At 73.5% G+C, this 25,406-nt stretch carries 2 protein-coding genes (1 of these 2 running past the window's edge); both read left to right on the top strand.

Translation table 11 applies throughout. From position 1 onward, the window contains the following. Positions 1–24,684, top strand: the 3' portion of a protein-coding gene (locus tag ACZ5C2_RS20650; protein ID WP_468793015.1) for a lonely Cys domain-containing protein. It extends 12,138 nt beyond the left edge of the window; only the last 24,684 of its 36,822 coding nucleotides appear in the window; its start codon lies beyond the left edge, outside the window; it ends in the stop codon at positions 24,682–24,684. Beyond that, a complete protein-coding gene (locus ACZ5C2_RS20645) occupies positions 24,681–25,406 on the top strand; it encodes a type VII secretion system-associated protein (RefSeq protein ID WP_468793012.1) in 726 nt (241 codons plus the stop codon). Before ACZ5C2_RS20650 ends, ACZ5C2_RS20645 begins: the two co-directional genes overlap by 4 nt.

Here is a 25,406-nt window from a genome sequence, read left to right as displayed (position 1 = left end):
GGGAACGAGACGGCGCAAGGCGGAGCCGAGGCAGTGGCCGAGTACTCCGAGTCGTCGAAGAAGACGGACGCGGTCACCGCGAAGGCGGCCCAGCACACCATCTACAACCCCGATGACACCTCCGAGGATTTCGAGCACGACGTCGTGTTCCGCGTCGAGATGGGCATGGCGAGGGAACGCCCGGCGCTGCTCACCATGCCCGCACGTACCAGGGACAGGATCGAGCGGGTGACGTCGGGAGGCACGGACCTGGACCGTGAACGGAGCGCCCTTCTCTGGTACGAGCCCGGAGACCGGCCGGGGGACGAAGTGGAAGGGCAGGTGCGGTTGGTCGTGCCGCGGCATCTCACGCGTCTGACCGACCAGCCGCAGCAGTGGCCCCTGGACCTCACCGGCCCGCTCGAGACAGGGGTCAGCTGGCAGCCCCGGCCCCTCGGGAACCCGAAGCGGCCCGGCCCGGTGACCGCGTCGGCGGCTCCGGAGCTGCCCGACGCGTTCCTGGACCGGCTCGACGCCTGGACCCTGCCCGCCGCCGCTGCCGTCAACCGTTGGGCGAAGACGACCGCCGTACGGCATCGGACCGGGTTCAGCCCTGAGGTGGGCCGGCCTCCGGCGGTCAGGGGACTGGATCCGGTGATCAGCGACGCGGGTGTGGCGTACACCCACTACGCCGACACCGTCATGATGCGGCCCCGCATCAAGGAGTTGCTGCAGCACCGGTACCGGCTGCCGATGGGCGGCTGGGAGGGCCTGGTGGGCCTGGAGCTGGACAGCGCGGACATCGTGGCCTCGGAGGCCGGTGACGCGGTCAAGGAGAACGACTACACGCAGTACGACTACACCCCCGAGCACGAGGAGGAGCTGGGCAGGGGGTGGCGTATGGCGATCGGTCCCTTCGGCGGCGGCCCGGTCCACGACGACGTACGCGTGCTCGGGCGAGCGCGGGTCACCCTCAAGGACGGGACGGACACCCAGCTCCGCAGCGGCGGTAACAACAACGCCGAGATGCGTGAGGAGGGGAGGGCACGAACCTACCGGCTCTACCGCTTCGGGGTCACCGCGGTCGTCCACGGGCCGTTCGGCACGGTGCGTATCAAGGTGCCCAAGGGCCTCTACGGACTGCTGCCGGTCGACACGTCGACCGGCCAACTGGAAGCCGGCCTGGAGGACCACCCCACCCTCGGCCCCCTCCTCCGCCCCCGCCCCACCGAGCCCGAGTCCGTACCGGCCCTCGCGACCGAGCCCGGTCCCGCGACCGTGTCCGTACCGGCCCCCACGACCGAGCCCGGACCTGAGCCCGGACCCGAGCCGGACCCTGCGCCCGACCCCGCGCACGGTCTACCGGCGGACGCAGCGCCCAAGCCCTCGGTTCCCGCGGCCCCTCCCGCGGCCCCTCCCGCGGCCCCTCCCGCGGCTCCCCCCGCGCGCACCACACCGGCCACCGGCCCCGAGACGGCGCCCCTCTCCGCCGTGCGCTACCGGCGCACCGGTCCGGTCACCGCAAAGCTGCACGGCACGGCCCTGTCGCTGCGCCCCGTTGTGGGGGCCGATGACGCCTTCGGCGAGGCACTGGCCCACGCCTTGGAGAGGGCCGGCGCGAATTCACCGGTGGCCGCGAGTGACCTGCGCGCCTGGGCCGTCGCACGCGTGACCGAAGCCGACCTGACGGACTCCGCACCGCCGCGAGTGGACGGCACCCACGACATCGAACTCGGGACACTGACCGCGGCAGGTATTCGGCTGACGCCGGCCCAGCACACGGAGGCGCTCCTGCGCGGAGGACGGCTGAGCGCCGGTGACCTCGACCTCGGGCCGCTCGAGCACTTCCGCCTGCTGGCGGACCACGCCGAGCTGTCGGCCGACCCGGACGCCACCTCCGTCGCGGTCAACGCGGCCGTGGCCAGGGCTGTGGCCCGGGAGGTGAGCGTCCCGTTCGCCGGCGGGTCGGGCCCTGCCGACGGGCCGCAGCAGTCCGACGGTCCGGGCGGAAACACGACGCAGGGGCTCAGTGCGCCACTGTCTCCGCCTTCCCTCGCCACGTTCGGCTTCGAGGTGGAATTCGGCTCTCTCACGGTCCCCTTCTACGCCCGGGGTGCGGTGCTGCTCCGTGGCAGCGGGTGGAGACTGGAGACCGACACACCCGACAACCCGCCGTACGAGCGCTCCAACCTGGAATTCGTGTCAGAGCCTCTGTCGGACCTGGCGCAGGTTGAACGTGTTCTCCGCCAGATGATCGCTGCCGTAGCGCGGATGCGGACCCTGGCCACGGCCGAGCCGGAGCACCGGTTCCCGTTGTCCGACCTGCTCGACGGAGCCCCGGACATGCACGGCGTCACATTGGAGCGGGACGCAACCGTCACAGCAGGGGATCTCAGGTTCATAGGCACACTGCAGATCACGTGCGGCGTCGGACTGCCGGTTCTCGACACGGCTGTCGCTGATCTGTACTCCCCCCAGCAGACGGAGGCGTTGCGGGAGAAAGTGGCCCTGGTCGACTCGTTCTTCGCCGAGAAGTACAACCGGCCCCTGCCCCTCCGCGCTCGCGAGTTCATGCGGCTGATCACCCTCTATCTGGAGCGAGCGGGAGAGAAGCCGGGAAAGGTGAGGGAGAAGGCCATACGGCGGCATGTGGCGGTTGCCTTCCGGCTGATGGCCCGCAGCGACTTCTGCTCCGTGCACGACCGGCTCCTCACTGCGGAGGAACGGAAGGACGCCGACCTGCTTCTGCTCGGCCGAACGGGTCAGCAGGGTCCGGACCTCCTACGAGTACTGGGATACGACCCGTCGGAGCGGGTGTTCTGGGGGCCTTACGAAGACGAGGACAACGTCCTGAACGCCGGCCCCACCAGGGCCGACTGGCTGCACTCGATCGTGTACGGCAGGGGCGAGGGCGAGTACAAGAAGGACCTCCTTTCACCGCCGCCGGGCAAGAACCTGCACAGCGGAGACCAGGACAAGAGCTTCGGCATGGGCGCCATGGGCGTCGACACGACAGGACAGCACGTCATCTTCGAAGTGCGGGCCGCGCCCGACCGCGTCCGGGTTCCCATGAACGGTGCCATGGTCCACGTACTGGCCGGGGAGTTCGTGAGGGCGATGCGCTACAACCCGGCCTTGACGCGGGACCCCGCCGCTGCCGAACCGTGGCAGGAGGGCGTCGCGGAAGTCGCGAGGCTCGAAGAGCTGCTGGGGGAGCTCATGAGAGTGACGGACGCCACCCGCAAGGTTGCCCTGTACCCCACCCCTGTGACCAGGAAACTGATCCCGCGCTCCCTTCACGAATCCCGGTCGGGTGTCGAGCAGTTCCTCGCGAGAGGCGGTCCCGTTCATCTGCCGACCGTCCAGGACGCTCTGCGCGGCACGTCGGAGGCGCTCCGGATGATGATGAGCGCGTGGCCGGAGCCCGGTGATGCGCTCAACGCTGATGTACTCACCGCGATAGCCGACCTCGAAACGGCGGCAAAGGCGTTCGAGGACGAGCTGTGGGAGGCCGAGAACCGGATGGGTGGCCCGGTTCCCGGTATCGGTGCGCCCTTTGCGCATTCGTCCGCCACATCGGCGGACGAGGGTGCGGTGGAACCCGAGGAGAGGAGCCGGGGCGTAGCCGGCAGCCTCCCACCGCCGGCAGGCTTGCACACCGGCCTGTTCGATCCGACCTCGTTCCAGGACGGGAATGCCCCCCTGGAGAGCCTGAACGGCCTGTTGGCCGGGCTGGATGCCGCTTCGACGGAGCAGGAACAGCCCTCGGTCCCGCAGGTCGTGCTGACAACCGCCGAGGGCGAGAACGTGGAACTCGGCGGGGACGGGGACCCGGAGCCCGGCGGGGACGGGGACCCGGAGCCCGGCGGCAGCACGGACGGCACGTCCCCGGCCGTGCCCCTCGAAGGTCCGGACCCCTCACCCTGGTACTTCGCGCACGGCGCGATGGGCCAGACCGTCGTCTCGAAGTCGACGGCCGACGTGGACTTCCCGGAAGAGAGGGCCGACTTCTGGGCGGAGCGGATCAGCGCGCACCTGGACCTGCGCGGTCCCGGCCCGCACACGGCACTGCGCGCGGGAATCAGGACCGCGGTCCGTGACCTGCTGCTGACGACCGACCCCAGGAAGTGGGACGACATCCTGGCGGCCGGCCGCACCCTGGTCGTCGACGGACGCCTGGTGTGGCTGCGTCCCGTGCTGAACGGTCTGACCGGCATCCCGATGCCCCGGGGGGACGTCTCCGAATACCCCGTCGGCTTCGGCTCCACCGCGACGGGAGGAGAGAGCGACCACGAGACGAGCCTGGGCGTCGACTCCGTACTGTTCACCCTCTTCAACGTGGGGACGAGTGTCCTGGCGTCGGCGGCCGCGCTGGTGGCCCCGCAGATCAAGGCGGGTTCCTCCCGGAGCAGGTCGCGCGGCTGGCTGCGTACGGTCCTGACCGGCCGGAAGCCCTTCATCAACGACCTGAGCCGCTTCGGCGCAGGTCTGAGGATGCAGGTGTACGTCAACGGCGAGGACGCCACGCCCACCCCGCACCACCGGGTCACCGTGCCCGACCGGCTCCACGTCGACGTACCGACCGCCTACACCGGGACGGACGGGCACCGCCCCGACGAGGGGGCACCCGAGGCGGAGCGGCCGTCCGCGGGCCGCCGGGCACGGCCGAACGAGGCCCGCGAACTGCTCCAGGCGGTCGACCTCACCCCCGCCATCGCCGCCCTGCACCGCAACATGCTCGCTGCCGGGCTGCCCGCTGCCGTGGCACGATCGATCCTGATGCGGGCCGGAATGGACCGTGCCCAGGGCTTCCTGACCGAGCCGACCGCCCGGAGCCGGTACGCCTGGTGGGGCGGCGGGGACTCGTCCAACACCATCGAGGTCACCGGGCCGCTGGGGAAGAAGTTCCGCGGACATCTGAGGATCCGCAGGGAGATCGACAGTCTCCAGTATCTCGGTGACAGCGAGATCGGCACCCGCGACGACATCGGCGCGGGTGACAGCCGCACCGGTGACACCACGGGAGGCACGGACGGAGGCCTGGGCGCCGGTTACAACAGTGCCGGCGTGGGCGGCGGTGACGCCGGTGCCGGTGGTGACCGGGCCTTCGCGGGTCATACGGACGGTGACCACCAGGGCGCGGAACTGACGGGCCTGGTACCCGCGTTCGGCGTGAACCTGGATCTGAACCGGAGCGCGGGCCACTCCCTGGACACGTCCCGCCTCAGCCACACGGTGCTCAACGACTTCTCGGGGCAGTCCCGTTACCGGGCCGGGCTGCGCATCGACCTGAGCCTGGAGTCCAGCACGCACAGAATCGCTCCGGTGCGGGAGACGACCGTGGGCGAGGTCAGTGTCGCCCGGCGGGAGGCGGCCCGCTTCGTGAGGCGGACCGTCGGCAACGGCTGGACCTCCGACCTGCGCCCGGTCGCCGGAGGGGAGAACGCACCGCGCCACCGGGTCCCCGCGCTGCCGAAGCCGCGCAGGATCCAGGCGCTGCCCACCACACGGCCGGCGTTCCGGTTCCGCATGGCGGTCACCGGGCTGAAACGCCTGATGACGCCCCACCCGCGGGAGCCCCTGGCACTGGCGTCCCGCAAGGGCCTCGGGTTCGCCGTACCGATCGGGCTGCCCGGCGTCGAGACCCTGCAGCAGGACCTGCGGGACGCCATCGAGCAGTTGCACACCCTGGAGACCGGTGAGGCCAGGGCACAGAAGAGCGACTGGGCCACCGCCGACCGGGACCTCGCGGCCTTCTACGGCCGTCCCGCGATCGAGGCGGACCTGTCCCAGGCACTGCTGGGCATCTACCGCCCCGTCAAGGTCGGCGGACGCACGTACGAGGTGGCGGCCAAGGCGGTGTGGGGGAGCCGTGTCGACGGGCCCGGCCCGACGGCCGACCCGGCGGGCGAGGGCGATCCCGGGGCAGCCGTCGAGAACTTCCCCATGAAGGTCAACACCCGGGCCGTGGCCGGGGCGAAGACCTCGGCCGGCCGCAGCACGGGCTGGAGGTTCGGTGTCGCGGGCGGTGGCGGTGCCCGGCTGGCCATCCCGGAACTCGACATCTCGATCGGCGGGCTGCGCTTCACCACGCCTCCCGTACGCTTCCAGTTCGGTGCGATCCGGGGGGTCTGGCGCAAGGGCAAGGGGAAGGGCGACAAGCTGACCGGTGCCGCCGGAAGCTACCGCCGGACGGAGACCTCCTCGCGGGTCGACGAGCACCGCTATCTGATGGCCATGGAGTGGACGGTGAGGCCGGCGAGGCAGCGCCGGTTCCTCGGCGGACGGGTCCCCTTCGTGGCACGCGTCGTCGTCCCGGACGAGCACACCCCGAAACAGCCCGTCACCCTGGAGAAGGCGCAACAGCTGCGGGCGACGGGCGTCGGTGAACCGGCCGCTCTCCCGGACGGAAAGCCCTCCGGGCTGGACTTCTCCGGGGGCGCCCAGGGGATCTACCCGGCCTTCCACCTCATGCCGGAACTGGCCCGGCTCGGCGCCACGATGTACGCCGGGCGGATGTTCCCGGGGGCGAAGAACGCGGCCCGGCGAGCGGCCTGGCTCGACGACCCTTCCGGCTGGCCGCAGGAGATCCGCGATCTGGCCCATCCCACGGTCCTCGCCTCCCATTTCGGCGAGGCGGCACGCAAGGGCGGCTACGAGACGGAGCTGCCGAAGGACGGGAACGTCACGCAGGCGCTGCGGCTCAGGATCCACGCGTACGACGCGGAGGACCTCGGGGCCAGTTCGGACGTGGAGGTCGAGCAGTACGCGAAGGCCAACCAGGAACACGCGGGCGAACAGGACGCCGGGACGGGACTGGGGGTGACCGGTTCCATCGGCCCTCAGCTGAGATTCGGTTCCGACGCCGGTAAGGAGGAGCATCCCACCGGCCCCGGCGGCCGGCTCAACCTGGTCGGCCACGCGTCCCTCATCAGGGAGCGGGGCAGCGGAAGCGGTGACACCCACGGGCGGATCGACATCACCCGGGCCACCTACGGCGGTCCCGTGCACACGGTGCGTACCACCCCGGTCTTCGAACTGACCTACGTACGCTGGCGCAACGACAAGCTCACGGAGGAGACCCGGTACCTGCGTGCCCAGGAGGCCCTCGACCTTCTCGTCCCCGAGCGCCGTATGGCCGACCTCGTCCCGCCGGCCGACGGCACGGTCGCGACGGAGAGCCCGCGGAAGGAATCGGTACCGGCAGGGGAGACGGCACCGGCAGGGGACAGGGCACCGGTACCGGGACCGGAGACGGCACCGGCGCCGGAGACCGAACCACCGGTGATGACCCGGACTTATCTCGACACCGGTCTGATGGCCGGTGTGGCGCATCCGGAGATCATGAGAGCCGACCACGTCCTGGACACCATCAACGACCGTCTGCGCGCCAAGGGCATCGTCCCCACCGAGGTCCCGGGCACAGCCCCGCGCCCCAGTCTTCTCCAGCGGTCCCTGAAGGCGTCGTACTCCTCGGACGCCCTGCAGACCGAGTGGCTCGCCCTCACCGACCACGGTGTCTTCCGCTGGTTCCCGGTGCCCGGCCCGTGGGGCACCACGCGCTACCTGTGGGTGAACGTCACCGCGACGCGCCTCGACCGGCCCAGGGGGCAGCAGCCCCGGGACGGGTTGAAACTCACCCTGCGCGGTGAAGCGGTGACGGCCGAGGAGAGCGAAAGGCACACCGGCTGGTCGTTCACCGGCGGTGCCGATGCACGTGCCCGTGCCGGAAACGAGACGGGGCACGGCGGAATCGAGGGCGGGGTCGACTACAACTACGTAACCAAGGCGGTGGACAAGGACACCGAAAAGACGGTCGACATCTACCGCGTCACCACGCAGGACTCCTCCGAGGAGTTCGAGCACGACGTCACGTTCCGCGTGGAGATGGGTATGGCCACGGAACTCCCGGCCCTGTTCACCATGCGTTCCCGCACGGTGAACAGGATCGAGCGTGCCTTCTCCGGCGGCGCGGACCCGGCACGCGGCAGGCGCTGCTTCGTCTGGCGCGATCCAGGGGACGAGCCGGGGCAACTGGTCAGCGGGTCCGTGCGGTTGGTCGTACCGCGTCACCTCACCCACGAGACCGCTCAGCCGCCCCCATGGCCCCTGGATCTCACCGCACCGCGCGAGACCGAGGTCGTCTGGGAGCAGCCGAACGCCACCGCGGAATCGGCGGCCCAGAAGGACCCGGCGGCCCCGAAGGACCCGGCGGCCCCCGAGCCTGCCCGGCCGTCGGCGACGTCGGCGCCGGCGTGGGACACGTTCGTGGAGGCTCTCCACCCCTGGACCGTGCCCGCGGCCCGGCCCATCGAACGCTGGGGCAAGCTGACCGCCGTACGGCAGCGGACGACTCCCGGCACCGAGGTGGGCAGCCCGCCGGACGTCGACGGCCTGGACCCGGTCACCGGCGTCGCCGGTGTGCGCTACACCCACTACGCCGGCAGCACCATGATGCGACCGCGTATCAAGGAGCTGCTGCGGCACACGTACAAACTGCCCATGGGAGACCGCGAAGCCCTGGTCGGCCTGGAGCTGGACGGCGCCGACATCCTCGGACCCGTGGAAGGCACCCTGGTCAAACAACGCGGGTACAGGCAGTCCGACGGAGAGCCCGAGCACGAGAGGCAAAAGGGCAAGGGCCTGAGCTTCTCGTTCGGTCCCGAAAGCGGCGGCCATGCGGCGGACGACAGGATGTTCGAGCGCATGCCGTTCGAAGTCAAGGCGTGGATGGACAGCGAGAGCCGCAGCGTCGCGTTGGGCGCCACCGACGAACGCAACAAGGAGGGCAAACGGCCCTACCGGATCTACCGCTTCGGGGTCACCACCACCGTCCGCGGACCGTTCGGCACGGTGCGGATCAAGGTGCCGGGGGGCCTTTACGGCATGCTGCCGGTGAACACGGCGACGGGCCGGCTGGCGGACGGCCTGGAGGACGACCCCGTACTGGGTCCCCTCCTGCGCCCCCGCACCACCGGGCCGCAGAGTGCTTCCCACGGGGAAACACCCCCGGAGCGCACACCGGCCGACCCACCTGTGCCAGGGCCGGCGGAAGCCGCTGGGGTCTCGGCCCCGCAGACGGCGGCCGGAGGGCCCGCGGCCGAGGCGGAGCTCATCGGGGGTCCCGCACCGGAGGGGGAGCCCGTCGGGAGGACTCCCACGCCGCCCTCGCCTCCGGGCACGCCGGCCCATGACGACACCGGCAAGCTGGACATCGGGCGCCGGGCCGGCGCCGCGCTGCACGGCCTCGGCCACCCGGTGGTGCTGGCCGGAGCCGCCCGCGGCCGAGTGCAGTTCGGTCAGTCCCGGCCGCTGGGCACCGTGGAGTTCCAGCTTCCCGCCGACACCCTGCCGGCCCTCACCGGGATACGCCGGGCGCTGGTGCGGGAGATCCCCGGAGCGGTGGTGCGGGTTCGGGGTGTCACGGGCGCCGGCCGGGTGCTGAACCTGTCGGTGAACGGCGTCGCGCTCAGGATCACGGCGGTGAACCGGCCGTTCCCCGGCGCGGTCACCGTCGACGGTTTCACCGTGCCGGCGCCCGCGGAATCGCTGGCGGACGCCGCCCTCGCCCTCGCCACCGGAACCGACCCGAAGCTGCGCCGACGCGACCTCCTCGACCTGCTGTGGGCGCTTCACCGTGCCCCCGCCGACGGTCCGCGCACGGTCGCGCCGACCCTCGCGCGTGAGGACGTCTACCGTGCCACGCCACCCGCCGGCGCCGCCCCCTCCCTAGCTGTACGACTGAGCGAACTGGTCGACTCCGTCGCCCTGGACCCCGACGCGCTCGCCCGCCACGAGGCTGCCTGGCGCCGACTCGGTGTCACCGACGGTGACCTGCCCGCGCTGCGCGCCGAGCTGACCTCGCTCGCCGACGGGCTGCGGGTCCGTCCGGAGGTCCACGCGGACCCGGTTCGCGCGCTCGCCTCGCGGTTGCCCGAGCTGTCCAAGGCCGGCCGCGACGCGGCCCTGGCGTTGCTGCCGCCGGCGGACCGTGAGCGGCTGGCCAGTGATCCCGCGCTGGTGGACGCCTTGCGCGACCGGCTCGCCCCGGCCGAGTTCGCCGCGGTCGCGGCGCACCTCATGACGCAGGTGTCCGCCGGGGTCGAGCAGCCTGTCTCCGCCGGTGACCGGGCCCGTACCCAGGTTGCCCGGCTGCTGCGGGATCCCCAGGTCACGGCGCGGTTGCTCAAGGACGGTGGGCGGGTCGTGGTGGTGCCCAGGACGGAGGCCATCACCTCTCTGGACGCCTTCCGCCACCTGAGGGGCGGTCGCACCGGTGACGGCCGTTCCTGGGACGAAGTACGCGGTGCGGGCACGCGCACCGCGGCCGTCACCGAGGAGAACCTCCTGGGTGAGCGCACCACGGTCCCCACCGACAGGTCCGCCTACTCCGACGGCTACTCGACCACCGTCCACGAGGTCGCCCACACCGTGCACCAATACGGCCTGGACGCCTCCGACAAGCGGCGCGTCACCGGCGCCTACCACGCCACCCAGCGGGCCGGCGAGGCCGGCTCCTGGCCCGACGGCGCCCTCTACGGTCACGATGCCGAAGGCCACCGAACCACTCCCAACTACAGCAGTCGCGACGAGTACGAGTTCTTCGCCCAACTCACCAATGTCTATCTCATGGCCAACGGCGGGAACGACCCGTACACCGGGCTACCGCGCAACAACGGCGGCCCGGACTGGGTGCGTGTGCACCAGCCCGGCCTGTATCCCTTGCTGCGCCGGCTGTACGGCGAAGGCCCCCGGCCCCGGACTCGTCATCCGCGCAGCGTCGAACCCGCCCGTCCGCGTGGTGTGCGCCCCGCGGCGGTCAACCCCGTCGAGGCCACCGACATCGAGAACGAGGCGCTGGCCCGCGCCCGCGCGCTGTGGGATGTCGCAGAGGCTGCCCCTGCTGACGGCGGTGACGCCCAAGTGGCCGTACGTGCGCTGTGGGACGGCACCACCGGCGCGCACACGCCGCAGCCGCACACTCCCGCGCCGCGGCCGTTCCCGGCTCCGTCGGTGCGGTCCGCCGCCGCGCCGCGGGCCTCGGCTGCCGCTCCCGGCGGGCCGCCAGTGCCCTCCGCCGCTTCCGCCGCGCCGCCGGTCTCCGCTGCCTCCTCCGGCGTACTGCCGGTACCCGTCGCCGCTCTCGCCACGCCGTCGGCTTCCGCGGGCGCCTCTGGCGCGCCGCCAGTGCCCACCGGCGCCCCTGCCCCGCCGTTGATCCCGGCCGGCGCGGCCGTCCTGACGGGCACCTCCGAGCCGTCGGCCCATGCGGATGCCGTCGGCACCTTCCACCTCGGGCCCACCGCACCCGCGCGCCGCGCCACGGCCACCCGTACCGTGCGCCCCTTCGACGCCCCCGTCCCCACCCCCGCTCCGCCCGGACCGGGCACTCCTCGCTACCCCGCGCCCGAGAAGATCAACGCCTCACCGGAGACCGCCGGCCTGGATTCCAGGCCCGCGACGGACGAGGCCCCCTGGTCCGTGTCGTCCTGGCGGCCCGCCGGGTCCCCTGGCACGGTCCGCTTCGCCGCCTCCTACCAGGACCGCGCATGGCGGCGGCTCAGTGTTCGGCTGGAGTTCGCCCTCGCCGGACTGCTGAGCTCGGACGTCCGGACCACCGAGACCGCCCGGACGGCGGTCTCCCGCCTGCGCTCCGAACTGGTGACGCGCTATGGCCAGGAGCGGGCGGACCGCGCCTTCTTCGAGCCGGACGACCTGCCCGGAGACCCCGGAGCGGCGCTGGACCGGCTGCTCACCCTGCCCCCCGGTGTCCGGACCCTCGACGAGCTGATGGCCCGATTCGCCCGTGCCGCCCACGCGGGCCGCACGCTGCCCGCCGATCTCGCCGCGGCGCTGGCACGCCCCGCCGGCGACCGCGGACGGTACGCCCCGGGCAGCGCCTACCGAGAGGTCCATGACAGCCGGGGCATGAGGCGGGTCGGCGGCGAGCGCGGTGCGGCGCTGCGGCTGATCCAGACCCATGCGGCACTGGCCGCGTCCCCCGACGAACTGGCGGCCTTCCGCGCAGCCTTGACCGCCTGGCTGATCCCGGCCGACCTGGCATCGCTGTACGAGATCCTGCACGCCTCCCAGCTCGCCGGGGTTGCCCCGGCCGGGGAGCGGGCCACCGCGCTGCGCGACGGTGCGGGCCTGCACTTGTGGGCGGCGCGGTCGCTGCGCATGTCCGGCGCAACGTCCGACGACGCGCGCGTCGGACAGGTGGTCCCGCCGCACCAGGTGATCTACGGCGCCCGGATGACGTACTCCTCGCAGATCACCCCTGGGCGCAAGCCGTCCGTCCCCGGCGACCTGACGGACCTGGTGAACGTGGCGCTGCGCGACCCCGACGCCCTCCGGGGGGAGCGCGGTGAGGTGCTGCGCGCCTGGCTCGCGCGCACCGGACCGTCCGGCCGGCGAGCCCTGGAGGAGCTGACTCCGGCACACTTGACGGCCCTCTACCTCTACAGCTGCAACGACTACCGTCTGATGAAGGCCCATCTCAACGGGCAGCGCCTGGGTGCGGGCCTGGCCCGCCGCCTGGTGCGGACCGCTACCTGGGCGATGATGCGCCGGGCCACCCTGGTCGGTAAGAGAACGGTGATTCCCGTCACACTGCGCGGTCTGGCGGGGATCGACGAACTCTTCGAGGCCATGTCGGCTGCCCACTTCGCGGCCAGGGCGGACGCCCGCTTCGATGTCAGGCGGGACGCCTTCGCCCAACACCTCGTTCCGGACGACCGGGCGGCGGAGCTGCGCCGCTGGTCGGACGTGTTCGCCGACCGGGTCCACGACGAGCTGCCGCTGCACGTCGACATGGCGGTCGAGGCGCTGGAGTTGCTGCCACCGGTCGAGCGGGAGGTCTGGTGGGGCGACCGGGGCATGCCCGGACCGCTGGACGACCCGGAGCACGGACCGGTCTACGGCAGGGACCTCATCGACGTGCCGTTCCTGCGCAGCACCTCACTCGACCCCAACATGGCGTTCGGATTCATGAGCCGCATCCTTCCCGGGCCGGCGGACGCGCACCGCGGCCTGGTGTACGTCCGCCGGTCCACGGCCCGTGAGGTCACCCCGTTCGTGGCTTTCCTGTACGAGGGAGAGGCGACGTATCCGCCGGGGCAGCGTTTCGCGGTGGCCCACCGTGATCGCTACAGGGACGTGCTCGACACGAGTATCCCGCCGGTGGATTACGAGTACCTCACTGTGGACGAGGCTCCGCCGTCGCACGCCGGGCCGCCGCCGCTGCGGCTGCTGGGCGCCCCGGACGACCTGCTGCGGATCGCCCCACATCCCGCCGTCCCCTGGCCGTCGCCGCCGGTGCTGAGGGAGGTCCGGAACAGGGAGGACCGGCTGACCGGGGTGGCGTCCTTCGACGACGCCGACTGGGCGGTGCGCGAACGGGATTACCGGCGGATCGGCGAACGCACCGACTTCGTCGCCTGGCAGCGGGATGCCGACGGGCACCCGGTGGCGACCCACCGCACACTGCCCGGGGGCGAGGGCACCTTCTACTTCGCCGCACACGGCGGAGCGGCCGGACTGGCCCTGCGCACCGAGGACGGCGGAGTCCGGCACAGCGACGGCACCTACGCCGGCCTGTCGCTGCGTCCGCTGCTGGGCCGGCGCTTCCGCAGCGTGACGGTGCTGGCCTGCGGCCCGGGCGGTGCCGTCGCCGACCCGGCCGCCGCACGGGTGCTGGCCCGGCGGCTCGCCGACGCCACCGGACTGCCGGTGCACCTGCCCGTGGGCCGGAACGCCTTCACCGACGGCGTGCCGCACCTGCTGGAGGACGCCGAGGGCCGGCCCACCGCATGGGTGACCGAGTATCCCGGCGGCCGGACACCGCCCACGGCCACGGTCCCGCGGGTCGCCGCCCCAGCCGCTTCCGCGACGCGCTACCCGGACACCGGGCAGGTGAACACCGACATCACGGACCCCGATGCGGAGGCCGACGGGTCCGACTCGGAGAACGACTCGGAGAACGACTCGGAGAACGACTCGGAGAACGACTCGGAGAACGGCTCGGAGAACGGCACCGAGGAACGGGACCACCGCCCGCCGAACCTCGCGTCCTGGCGGATCACCGGGGCGCCGGGCACCCCCCGCTTCACCGCCTTGTACACGAATCCCTACTGGCAGCGGGCCGCCGAGAACTTCGAGTTGGGTCTCGCCCAGCTTCTCGGGACGCGTCCCGAGGTCCACCAGGCGGTACGGGAGAACCTGGGCCGTACACACCGCTTCCTCGCCGCGCACCACGGCGAGGAAGCGGCCACCCGGGTCCTGTCCCCGCTGCCGGACACCCCGGTTCCCGGCGCCCCCGTCCGGCAGCCGGACGACCGGCTCGCCCACCTGCTCGGCCCCGACGCCCGCCCGAGCCTGCACGAGCTGTTCCTGGCCCTGGCCAACGGGGCCTTCGCCGGGCCGGACACACCCTTCACCGTCGCCGGGACCCTGCCCGACCGCGTCGGCGGGGCCGGACAGCCCCTGCGGGCCTTCCGCCCGGGCACGGGCCGGTACGACACACACGGTTTCCGCGAGGTCAACGGCGTGGACGGCCCGGCGTTGTGGCTGCTCCAGGCGGCGCGCGAGACGGGTGCGACCGCCGGGGAGATGGCGCTGCTGCGCACCGCTCTGATTGCCTGGGCGGTGCCCGCGGGGGTCCACTCCCTGCACGAGGTGCTGCGGGCCTCGCACCAACTCGGCATCGGCGGCCCCGAGGAGCACCGGGCGATCGCTCCGGACGCCTCCCGGATGCACAACTGGGCACGCGAGCACCTGGCCCCCTGGCATCTGATCCCGCCCGGTGGGGCGGGTGATTCCCTGCGACATCACCTGAGGGCCCCGCATGCCAGGATCTACGGCGACATCGTCAGCATCCCGTCGGCGGTGACGGAGGACCTCGACGTTCCAACGGACCTGATGAACATGGTGCGAGGGCTGATCGAGCCGGGCAGCACCTACGGCGATCTCGACAGGTACCGCCGGCAGACCGCCGAAGCATGGCTGCGGCACCACGGGGACGTGGGCCGCGAGGCACTGAGGCGCCTGGAGCCCGGCCATGTGACGGCCCTGTATCTCTACAGTGCCGCCGACTACCGGTTGTTCAAGGCGTTCCTGAAGGGCGAGCGGCTGGGGCGGGGCATGAGCCGCTGGCTGGTGCGCCGGATGGTCTGGAATCTCGTCAGACGGGGCGACTACGATCTACTGCCGCTGATCGTACTCACCCAGCCGGGTTTCGAGGGACTCCTGCAGGACGTGCGGCGAGCGCTCGAGGGCGGCGGCCCGGTCCAGCAGGCACGGGCGCGGCGACGACTCGACGCGGTTGCCCACGGTGTCCACGCCCAGTTGCCACTGCACATCGACATGGCCGCCGAAGCCCTGGAACTGCTGCCGCCGGTCAACGGCACCGTGTGGTGGGGCGACCGGGCCGTGCCGGGCTCCCTGCGCCGGCCGTCCCGTGACTCCGCGGTCCACGGGGAGCGGGGGATGACCATGCCGTTCTTCCGCAGTACGTCCCTGGAGCGCGACCAGGCCCTCATATTCGCGCTGCATCTGCGCGCCACACCGCCCGGGTACCACCCGCAGCTCACCGAGGTCGCCCGCTCCCAGGCGCGGGAGATCGCCATGTTCTCCATGCACTTCACGGAATCGGAGGCCCTCTACCCGCCCGGGGCGGCCTTCCGGCGTGAACACCGCTCGGTGCGTGTCCACGGCAGCGGCAGCGGCAGCCGGCCCTACGCCCACGTCCGTGTCACGGAGGCTCCGGTCGTCTCCGGGGCGACGACGGCTTCTCCGCGGCCGCCCGCCGGTCCCGACGGGCTCGGTGCGCTCTACTCCGACCCGCGCTGGTGGCTGCTGGCCACCGAGTACGAACGTGCACTCGGCCGGTTCCTGGCACAGGAGGACGCCGTCGTCGAAGCCGTCCGGGACGCCGTGCGCGCCCTCTTCACGTATCTCTCCGGTCATCTGGGCTCCGACGCCGTGGCCACCGCGTTCCCCGGCCTCGACGCCGGTCCCCCTCCGGCGGGCGGCCCCGGCGGACGGCTGGAGGACTTCCTGGGGCGCGGCGACCTCCACACCCTCGTCAAGGCCTTCACCGAGGCCGCCTACGGGCCACTGGAGCGTCCCGGACGGCACTCCCTGCGTCACCTGTGGCGCGAGCGGCCCGGACTCAACCCACGCGGTCTGCCCCACACCGTGGCCGACCCCGAGCCGCACTCGCCCGGGGGCAGTTGGTACCGCGACCGCCACGACCGGCTCGGTCACCTCGCGCACGAGGGCCACGCCACCCGGCTCGAGTGGATGCTGCGGGCCTACGCCACCCTGCCCGCGACCGACTCCGACGGCCTCCTGGGGCTGCGCACCGCGTTCCTGGCCGACCAGCTGGCCCGGGGCGGTCATTCGCTGGCCGAGCTGCTGGAGAGCGCGCAGGCGGCAGGGGTCCGTGACCCCGGCGAACCGCGGCCCGCCGATGTGGGTGCGGCGGCGCTGTACCGCTGGGCCGACGCCGTGTTCGCACCCCGCGCCCTGCCCGCAGCGGATCCGGGAGTGCGGCAGGCTCCTGGTCCCGGTCCTCGCCCCGACCCCGGCCCGTCCGAGCGGCTCATCCTGCCCCACCAGCGGCTCTACCAGCAGCACACCGCCTGGCTCACCCCCTGGATCACCGGCGGTGCCGCCGAACCGGCTGCGATCGTCTCGCTCATCGGACTGGACGGCGGTACGTGGAGCGCCGCCGACCTGGAGATGCTGCCGTGGCCCGCTGGAGCAGCCGCCCGCAGCCGGCGTGCGGCGCTGCGTGCCTGGCTGCTGCGGCACGGGGGCCCGAGCCTGCCGCGCCACCTGACCGCCGCGCACGTGGCCGCGCTCTACCTGGTCAGTGGTCCCGACGCGACGTTGCTCGAGGCCGCCGGGCGCACCACCCCGGACGCGGGCGAGCGGTTCCGCCGGGGCCTGGCCGCGTGGGCCGCCGAGCTGGTCGGCCGGGGCGCGAGCGACATGGCGTACCCGCTGGTGCTGCTGCGCGACACCCGGCTGCGCTCACTGGCGCGTCGGGCGGCCGCGATGCCCGGCCCCCACGGGGAAGCGACCCGCCGGTCCCTGGCCCGACAGGCGGGCAGCCGCGCCGCCGAACTCGCGGGCGACGCCCGTAGCGAACTGATCCTGCTCGGGGCCATGGCGCGGGAGGCGCTGGAACCGCTGCCACCGGTGGGCGGTACCGCGTACTGGTCCGCCTGGGAGACCGGTTCCGCCGAGGACGTCGCCACCGCCCGGCCGGGCACCGTCCACACCCGGCCCGCCGGGCACGTCGTCCACACCTCCCGGGAGCACGCCCTGCCCCCGCTCGCGGCCGTGCGGCCCCCGGCCGGGCGCCATCCGGTGCTCTACGAGGTGCGGGGCTCCACCGCGCGGGACATCGCGCCCTTCGCCCGCGTTCCCGGACAGCGCAGGGCGCTCCACCCGGACCCGGCCCGCTTCCGGGAGATCGCCAGCGAACCGCGCTACGACGCCGCGCTCAACCGCGTCCACACCCACGTCCTGCTCCAGGAGATCCACGGCCGGCCCGCCGCCCCCGACTGGGACCGGGAGACCCTCACCCGCGCCGTCGTCGCCCCCGACGGCAGCTGGACCGGGTTGACCTCCTACAGCGCCCAGGAGTCGGCCGAGCGCCACGGGGCCTTCGCCGGTCCGCCGGGCTCCGCCCCCTTCACGTCCCACGACGCCACCGAGGAAGTGGAGGCGGAGCACGCCACCCTGCACACCGGCCACGGCACGGTGTTCTTCGCCTCCCCGGGTGACCGTCACGCGGTGAACGCCGGCTCCCGGCTGAGCACCCGCCTGCGGGCGCGCGCGCATCTGCGGCGGCTGCTCGCCGGCCTCCGGGAGAAGACCAGGGTCGTCTTCTCTCCTCGCGTCGCCGGGTCGTCGGCCCGTACCCGCCCGGACACCTCCGAGCGCCCGGTCCTCACTGCCACCGTCACCGGGGACGGCCACGACCGCGCTCCCGACGAAGAGGTGCGCCACGGACGCCGGCCGGTCCCTGGCCCCGGGCAGTCGCGGCCCCGCCCGCCCGTCGTGCCCTCCGCCGCCACCACCGGTCGGTCGGAGGACCGCGAGTTCGCCGCCGACCTGCTCGCCTCGCTCTACGCCGACCCCCGCTGGCCCGAGGCGAGCCGAGCCTGGGAGCGCACCCTGGGCCTGACGCTGGCCTCCGACCCGGCGGTCCTGGACAGCGCACGCGCCGCGGTGCGTGCGCTGCACCGCTTCCACCTCGGGCGGACCGGCGACCCGATCCGTGCCGCGGCCGTCCTGTTCCCGGACGGGGCGACCGGGTCCGATCCGCTCGCCGCCCTGAACGGGCTTCTCGACCCCGGCGTCGATGTGCCCCTGTCGCACGTGATGACCGTCTACGCCCATGGCGCCGGCCTGACCGACTGGTTCCATCGAGCCCGGCCGTCCGACGAGGACGGCAACCACCGCCGTGACCACCGGGACCGCGGCCTGCCGCTCGGCGACGGTCCCGCCCACACCGCTCGCAAGGCCCTGGCACAGCACCTCGACCTGCCCGGTACAGGCCGGGCGGACACGATCGCCTTCCGCGAGGCGCTCCTCGGCTGGCTGCTGCCCACCGGTCGCCACTCACTCATCGAGATCCTGCGGGCCTCGCACGCCGTGGGCCTCGGCGACACCACCGAGCGCGCCGCCGTCCTCGGCGACGCCGTGCACCTGTACATGTGGGCGGAGCACACCCTGCGTCCCACCGACCGTCCCGGCGCCCCGGATTCCGCCGCGCTGCGCCCGCCGCACCGCGCCCTGTACGCCACAGGCGCGGGCCGGATCGACGCGGAGTCCACCGGCACCTGGGCGCTGCCCGGAGGTCTCGCCGACGCCATCCGGAGCGGCGAGCGGATCCTCGCCGCCGACCACGCCCCCGAGGGGCTGCCGGACCGGGAACAGGCGCTGCTGGACCGCACCCGGCGGCACGGCGGCTCGGCCCTGGACGGCCTGGACGCCTCCCACCTCACCGCGCTGTATCTGCTCGGCGGTCCCGACGCGGCACTGCTCGGCGGCGGCCCGGTGCTCCCGGCGGCCGCCGCCGCCCTGACCGCCGCGCTGGACGGCCGCACCGACGTCCCCGTCCTGCTGAGGCAACTGCCCGGGTTCGGCACCCTCCTCGCCCAGGACCCCCCTCCGCCCGCCGACCGCTCGACCGCGCTGCGGTCCGCCCTGGCCCGCTCCGCCGACCTCCTGCGTGCCCGCGCCGACCAGCACACCGCCGTCGCGCTGGAGGCACTGCCGCTGCTGCCGCCGGCGGACACCCGCGCATGGTGGGGCGCCTGGCTACCCGGCGAGCTGCCCGACTCCGAGCGGGCCGCTGACGTTCCGCCCGGTGAGTCGCCCGGTGAGTCGCCCGGTTCCGAGCAGGGTGTCGGTGTCGTGCGCGGTGAGTCGCCCGGCTCCGAGCAGGCCACCGGCGCTCTGCCCGGCGGGGTCACCGCGGCCCGGCTGCACTCCGTCCGGCTGAGCAAGGCCGCGGCCCTGCGGGAGCTGGCGGCCGGCGACCGGCTCGCCGGACACCACCCTGTGCTCCACGAGGTGGAGCGCTCCTCCGCCCGCGACATCAGCGCCTACACGGCCGACCCCGCGGAGCGCACCGCGGTGCACGCCGCCCCCACCGAGTTCACCGTCATCTCCCGCACCCCTCACACCGACCCCGACACCGGCCTGCGCTACACCCTGACGCTCCTCGCCGAGCGGTCGGCCACGCCCGCGGCCCCGGCAAAACGAACCACCGCCCCGCACCACCCCGAGCCCGACTACTGGAACAACCCGTGGGCGGACGGGCGCACCGTCACGTCTCCCGGCGACATCATCACCCAGGAGATCCACTCCGGCGGACGGCTCGTCGGCCGCGCCTCCTTCACCTCCGGCGACTGGGCGTTGCGCGCACCCTTCTACGCCGGTCTGCGGAACGCCACGCACTACACCGAGTGGGGCAGGGGTCCCGGCGGCATCCTGACCGCCAGACGCCGTGCGCTGCCCGCCACCGGCCGCCCCGGTGGCACGTTCTTCTGGGCCTCGCACGGCCGGGAGGGCGGCTTCACCGTGGCCGGGCCGGACGGCCTGCCGTCCGGCGCGACGGGGGAGACGGTCGGCCGACTCCTCGGTCCCGGGCTGAGAGCGGCGGGCTTCACCAGCGTCACCACCACGGCGTGTGACCCCGATTCCACCCGCGACGGCGACCCGGCGAAGACCGCAGGCCGCGCCCAGGGGATCGCCGACGCCACTGGCCTGGACGTGTATATCCCCACTGGCCGGGTCGCCGTCGTCCCGACGCGCGGCTGGGACGGCTCCCCGGCCGCCGCCGTCCACCTGCTGGAGAACACCGACGGCACCTCCGCGAACTGGCTGCGCGTCGTACCCGCGCACCGCTCGGCGCCGGCGTTGCCCGATCCCCCCTTCGAGGTCGTCGCCCCGGTCGGCCCCACCGGGCAGGCGACGCTGCCCGGCAATCCCTGGTCGGTGCCCCGCTGGCGGATCCCCGGTGAGCCCGACGGCATCCGCTTCGCTCCGTTGTACGCACGGCGGGACTGGCGCGAGTACAGCTACCAGTACGAGGTCGACCTGGCCCGGCACATCGCCGCCCGGCCGCAGACCCGTGCGGTGCTCGTCGATGCCGTCACCCGGTTGCACACTCACCTCGCCGCAACGCACGGCCCGCACGGCGCCGACCTGGCCTTCGGACTCGCCACCCCCGCGGGGCCGGACGGCCCGCAGCCTCCCGGTCCGGGCCACGCCCTGACGCGGTTCCTGGAGCACGGTCCCGGCCTCACCCGTCTGATGCAGGCCTTCGCCACGGCCGCCTACGGCCCCGCGCCCACCAGCCTGCGCAACTCCGCACCCGGCCGGATCGGCTCACCGCACCGGCCCCACCCGCGTGGCCACCGGCAGGGCACCTACCCCATGGCCCACACCGACCGTGGCTTCCGCTACGTCGGGGGCACCGTGGGCCCCGCCCTCTGGCTGCTCCAGGCGTACCGGCTGACCGGAGCGGATCCCGCCCGGATGTTCGCGTTCCGCTCGGCCGTGGTGGCCTGGTCCGTGCTCACCGACAGCCAGTCCCTCGCCGAGGTGCTGCGCGCCTCCCACCTCGCCGGCGTCGGCACCGACGAGGAGCGCGTCGTGCTCTCCCGCGACGGCGCCCGGCTCCATCTCTGGGCCCGCCGCGCCCTCGCCCCCGACCTGCCGACGTCCCTGCCGCACCACGCGGCCTACGACGCCACCACCCGCTTCAACTCCTCCTACGGGATCGAGGTCCCCGCGGACATCAGCACCGCGTTGTCCGCGGCCCTGTCCGGCACCGAGGCCCCCGAGCACCTGGCCCAACGCGCCGAGATCGCCCGGCAGTGGCTGGACAGGTTCGGGGAGGAGGGCCGCCGTGCGCTCACCGCGCTGGCGCCGGGCCACCTGACGGCGATGTTCCACTACACCAGTTCCGACCACGCGTTGTTCAAGACCCTCGTCGTCGTCGGCCGCTTCGGCAGAGCGGGCGCCCGGTGGCTGTTCCGCCGCCAGATATGGAACCTGGCGCTGGCCGACGTCCGCAACGACCACTCCGTCCTGCCCGAACTGCTGCTTGACGACGACGAGCTGGGTGACGCGATCGCTGACCTCTTCGACCTCGGGGAGACCCCCGATCCGGCAGACCTGGCCGAGGTACGGCGCCTGGTGAACCGGATCGCCGACCGGATCTTCGAGGAGTTGGCACTGCATGTCGATATGGCCACCGAGGCGTTGGAGACACTGCCACCGGTGGCTGCCCCGGTCTGGTGGGGCGGCTGGCTGCCCGGTCCCGCCAATGCGCCGGACCCCTCGCCGCTGACGCACGACGGCACGCTGTTCGTCACCCGCTTCCGCAGTGCCACCGAATGCCGGGAGCTGGCCCAGGACTTCGTCCGCGACGACGCCGACGGGGCTTCGGACCGCCACCCGGTCCTGGGCCATCTGCCCCGGTCGAGCGCCCCGCTGATCGCACCGTTCTCGGTATGGCTCAAAGAGCGGGAGGTCCTCTACCCGCCGGGCCGCGCCCTGTCCGTGGTCGCCCGGGAGGTCCGCACCGACGAGAGCGTCGATGAGCCGTACGCCGTTCTCACTCTCGCGGAACTCCCCCCGTACCCCCCACGGGCTTACCACAACACCGACCCCGCCCCACCCGCTGCCGGGGCGATACCGCGGGACACGGAGCACCGCGGAGCCGTCCTCGACAGCGCACAGGCCCTCCCCTCCGGTGCCCTGTCCGGTCGGGTGCCGGAGTCGCGGCCGGCCGGCCGCGGGGCGAGTGCCGTGACCGGGGAGGGCGAGGCTGTCCTCGGTGGAGTGGAGCCCGCCCCGGGTGGCCCAGCAGGGCCCGGTCATGCCCCGGTGTTGCCGCCTGCCACCCGCGGGGCACTGCGGCGGGCCGGTGACGGCGAAGCCGTTCTCGACGGCACCCGGTATGTCCTGCGTCCCGTGACTGCAGCGCCCGGCCGTGCCCCCGAGGCCGCGCTGCTGGCCGCCTTCGGCGAGCACGAGCCGCTGGCCGGGCTGCTCCCGGCAGCGGAGCCCGGGCGGAGTGCCGCCTTCCGCCAATGGATGGCGGACGCCCTCCATGACGACCACCTCACCGAGGCGCAAGTGCCCCGGCTGGACCAGTCGGCAAGGGTGTCACTGTCCCAGCTGGAGAGCGCGGACCGTCGGCTCGGCGGCTCCCTGCGGATGGAAGCCGCCCTGCTCCCGGGCGGCCTTCCGGTGGCCGGCCGCGACATCGCGCCCGCCGTGCGGCTGCGGCTGCTGCTCGCCGATCCCACCCTCGGAGGACCGGACACCGAACCGCCGCTGGTGGTGCTGTTGGCCGCCGCCGTGCGCGCGCTCGGAATACCGGCCGCCGTGGCGGAGCCGGACGGGACGGTCACCGTCCTCGGACCCACCAGGGAATCCTCCGCCGTACCGCAGCCCGGCCCGGGGACGGAGACCTCCGGTGCGGTCACGGAAACCTCGGCCGTACCGCAGCCCGGCCCGGGGACGGAGACCTCCGGTGCGGTCACGGAAACCTCCGCCGTACCGCAGCCCGGCCCGGGGACGGCAACCTCCTCCGCACCGCAGGCCGCCTCGGGCACCTCCGCCACCGGGGGCGGCCTACGGCACGCCGGCCATGCCCGCCGGACGGCGGCGCCCGGGCCACAGACCCCGGCCTTGACGCCGCCGCCCGTGCTCCTGCTCCGTAACGGCGGCCAGTGGCTCGTCGGCCGACCTGCCGCCGTCACGCCGCCCGCCTCCGACGGGCCCTCAGCGGCCCCGCCACCGACCGCCCCGGACCCGGCGCGGACCGCGCGGCCGCGCATTGTGCGGGCGATCGACGCCGCACCCCCGGCGGTCCGCCGCCGACTGCGGGAGCTGGCGTCCGTCCGGACCCCGAACCAGGTACCGGCCTGGGTCCGCGGCCGGGTGCGCTACCTGGAACAGGCCGAGCTCTTCGAGGAGCGCCTGGGCCGCTACCTCGCCGACCGGTCCGATCTCAACGACCAGATCGGCGTCATGACGGCCGAACTGTTCCGACGCGCCGACGCCGCCGGTCGCCGACACGAACTGGGTTCGGACGACGCCACTGTCGACGGTGCGGTCGGCCTGGACCCGGACCGCATCGAGGAGGTCGCCGTCTCCGGCAACCTGCGCGAGCGCTTGGGCCTGCTCTGGGTCGCCGAGGCGACCACGGCCGACCTGTTGGGCATCTCCGCCCTCAACCCGCCCGAGATACAAGGCGAGCGCGCAGACCGACTGCCCGCTCCCGACCTGACGGCGTACGAGGCCCTGGCGGCCCGAGGCAGCGGCCTGTCCCCCGCCGAGCGCGAGCGCTTCGCCCGCCTGGAGCGCGCACTGCGCGTCCCGATGTCCCCCGAGCACGTCCGGCCGCCGCTGAGCGTCGCCGAACGGGCGCTGATGCGCGCGGACGGCGTCCTGCGCTGGATCCCCGGTGCGGCCCGCTGGGACATCGCCATGAGCACCGCGCTGCCGTTCGCCGCCGAGGCCACCGGAGGTCTGGTGATGGCCGGCACCTCCGGCAGCACGTACCGGCTGCTGCGCCTGGCCGCCGGGATGCGCGACGACTGGGGTCTGGACATCGACCTGGGGCTGGTGCGGCTCGCCCTGATGGCGGAGATGCTGTCCGTCCGCCACCACTCGCTGCACGAGATCATGAGGGGATCCCAGTTCGTCCTGAACGAATTGCGGGCCCGCGGGACGAGCGAGTCATCCGACCTCGATTACCAGGACAACTGGGGACGTTACTGGCGCATCGCTCCGCTCACGGAGGAGGAGCTGCGTACCCACGTCGCCGGCGACGGTCTCTTCCCCGACGAGCATGCGCTGGCCGAGATGGCCCGGCCGCCCGGCGGCCCCCCGGTGGGTGAGGCGGGCCGGACGCCGGACCCGGACGAGACGGCCTGGTTCCGCGCGCACCAGCACACCCTGCCCGACATTCTCGACCTGCTGACGGCGCTCGGCCCGGACGTCGTCCCCGACGCCCAGGACGGCCCGGTCGCCCTCGACCGGCTGCGCCGGCTCGTCGAGGACTGGTTCCGGGACCGGGGCCTTGCCCCGTGGGCAGACGTCCACCGGAACATCTGGCAGATCCTGCACGACCATCCCCTCCATCTCCCGAGGAACCCATGAGCGACACCACCGCAGCAGCCGGCACCACGACCGCGCACGACGAGGACACCACGACCGCGCACGACGAAGACACCACGCCACCCGTGCCGGAGGGGATCAGGGAGGCGGCGCGGCTCGCTCCCGACCACTGGCTCGGCATGGTGGACCCGACATGGACCGGTGCGGGGGAGCCGCCGAACTGGGCGGTGGTCGGCCAGTGGCGGTCCGACGTCGACGGGGAGATCGCGGAGTGGCGGCCCAACGAGGAGTACCGGCCCTCCCCGCAGGCCCTCGACTGGCCCGCTCCCACCGACCCGATCGACGAGGCGGTCCAGCTCGCCGCCACCGGATACGGCCCTGGCGACGCGGTGACACGCACCCTGGCCACCGCTGAGGTGGCGATGCTCCTCGGCCCCGGCCGGTCCCCGCTCTCGGCCACTTCCCCGGACGGTGAGCCGGTGGTCCCGGTCTTCACCTCGCCCGTGCATCTCCATGCCGCCGGCCGCTTCGGTTACGAGCTGCTCCCCGCCGTGGACATCCTGGACCGCCTCCCGGAGGGGCACCTGCTGTACCTCAACCCCTCCGGACCGGTCAGCATGACGGTCGACAGTGCCGCGCTGCGCGACGCGGCGGCGGAGGCCGAATCGGCGTCCGAGGGCGACGCGCACCAGGCCGACGAGGGCGCTGGTGCCGCGGAGACCCCCGGCACCACCTCGGCCGCCGAAGGCGGTGACCGGCCATGA

This window comes from Streptomyces sp. NPDC031365 (assembly GCF_055569765.1).
Note: the sequence above shows the minus strand (reverse complement) of the source record. Positions and strands in the feature narration are given on the sequence as shown.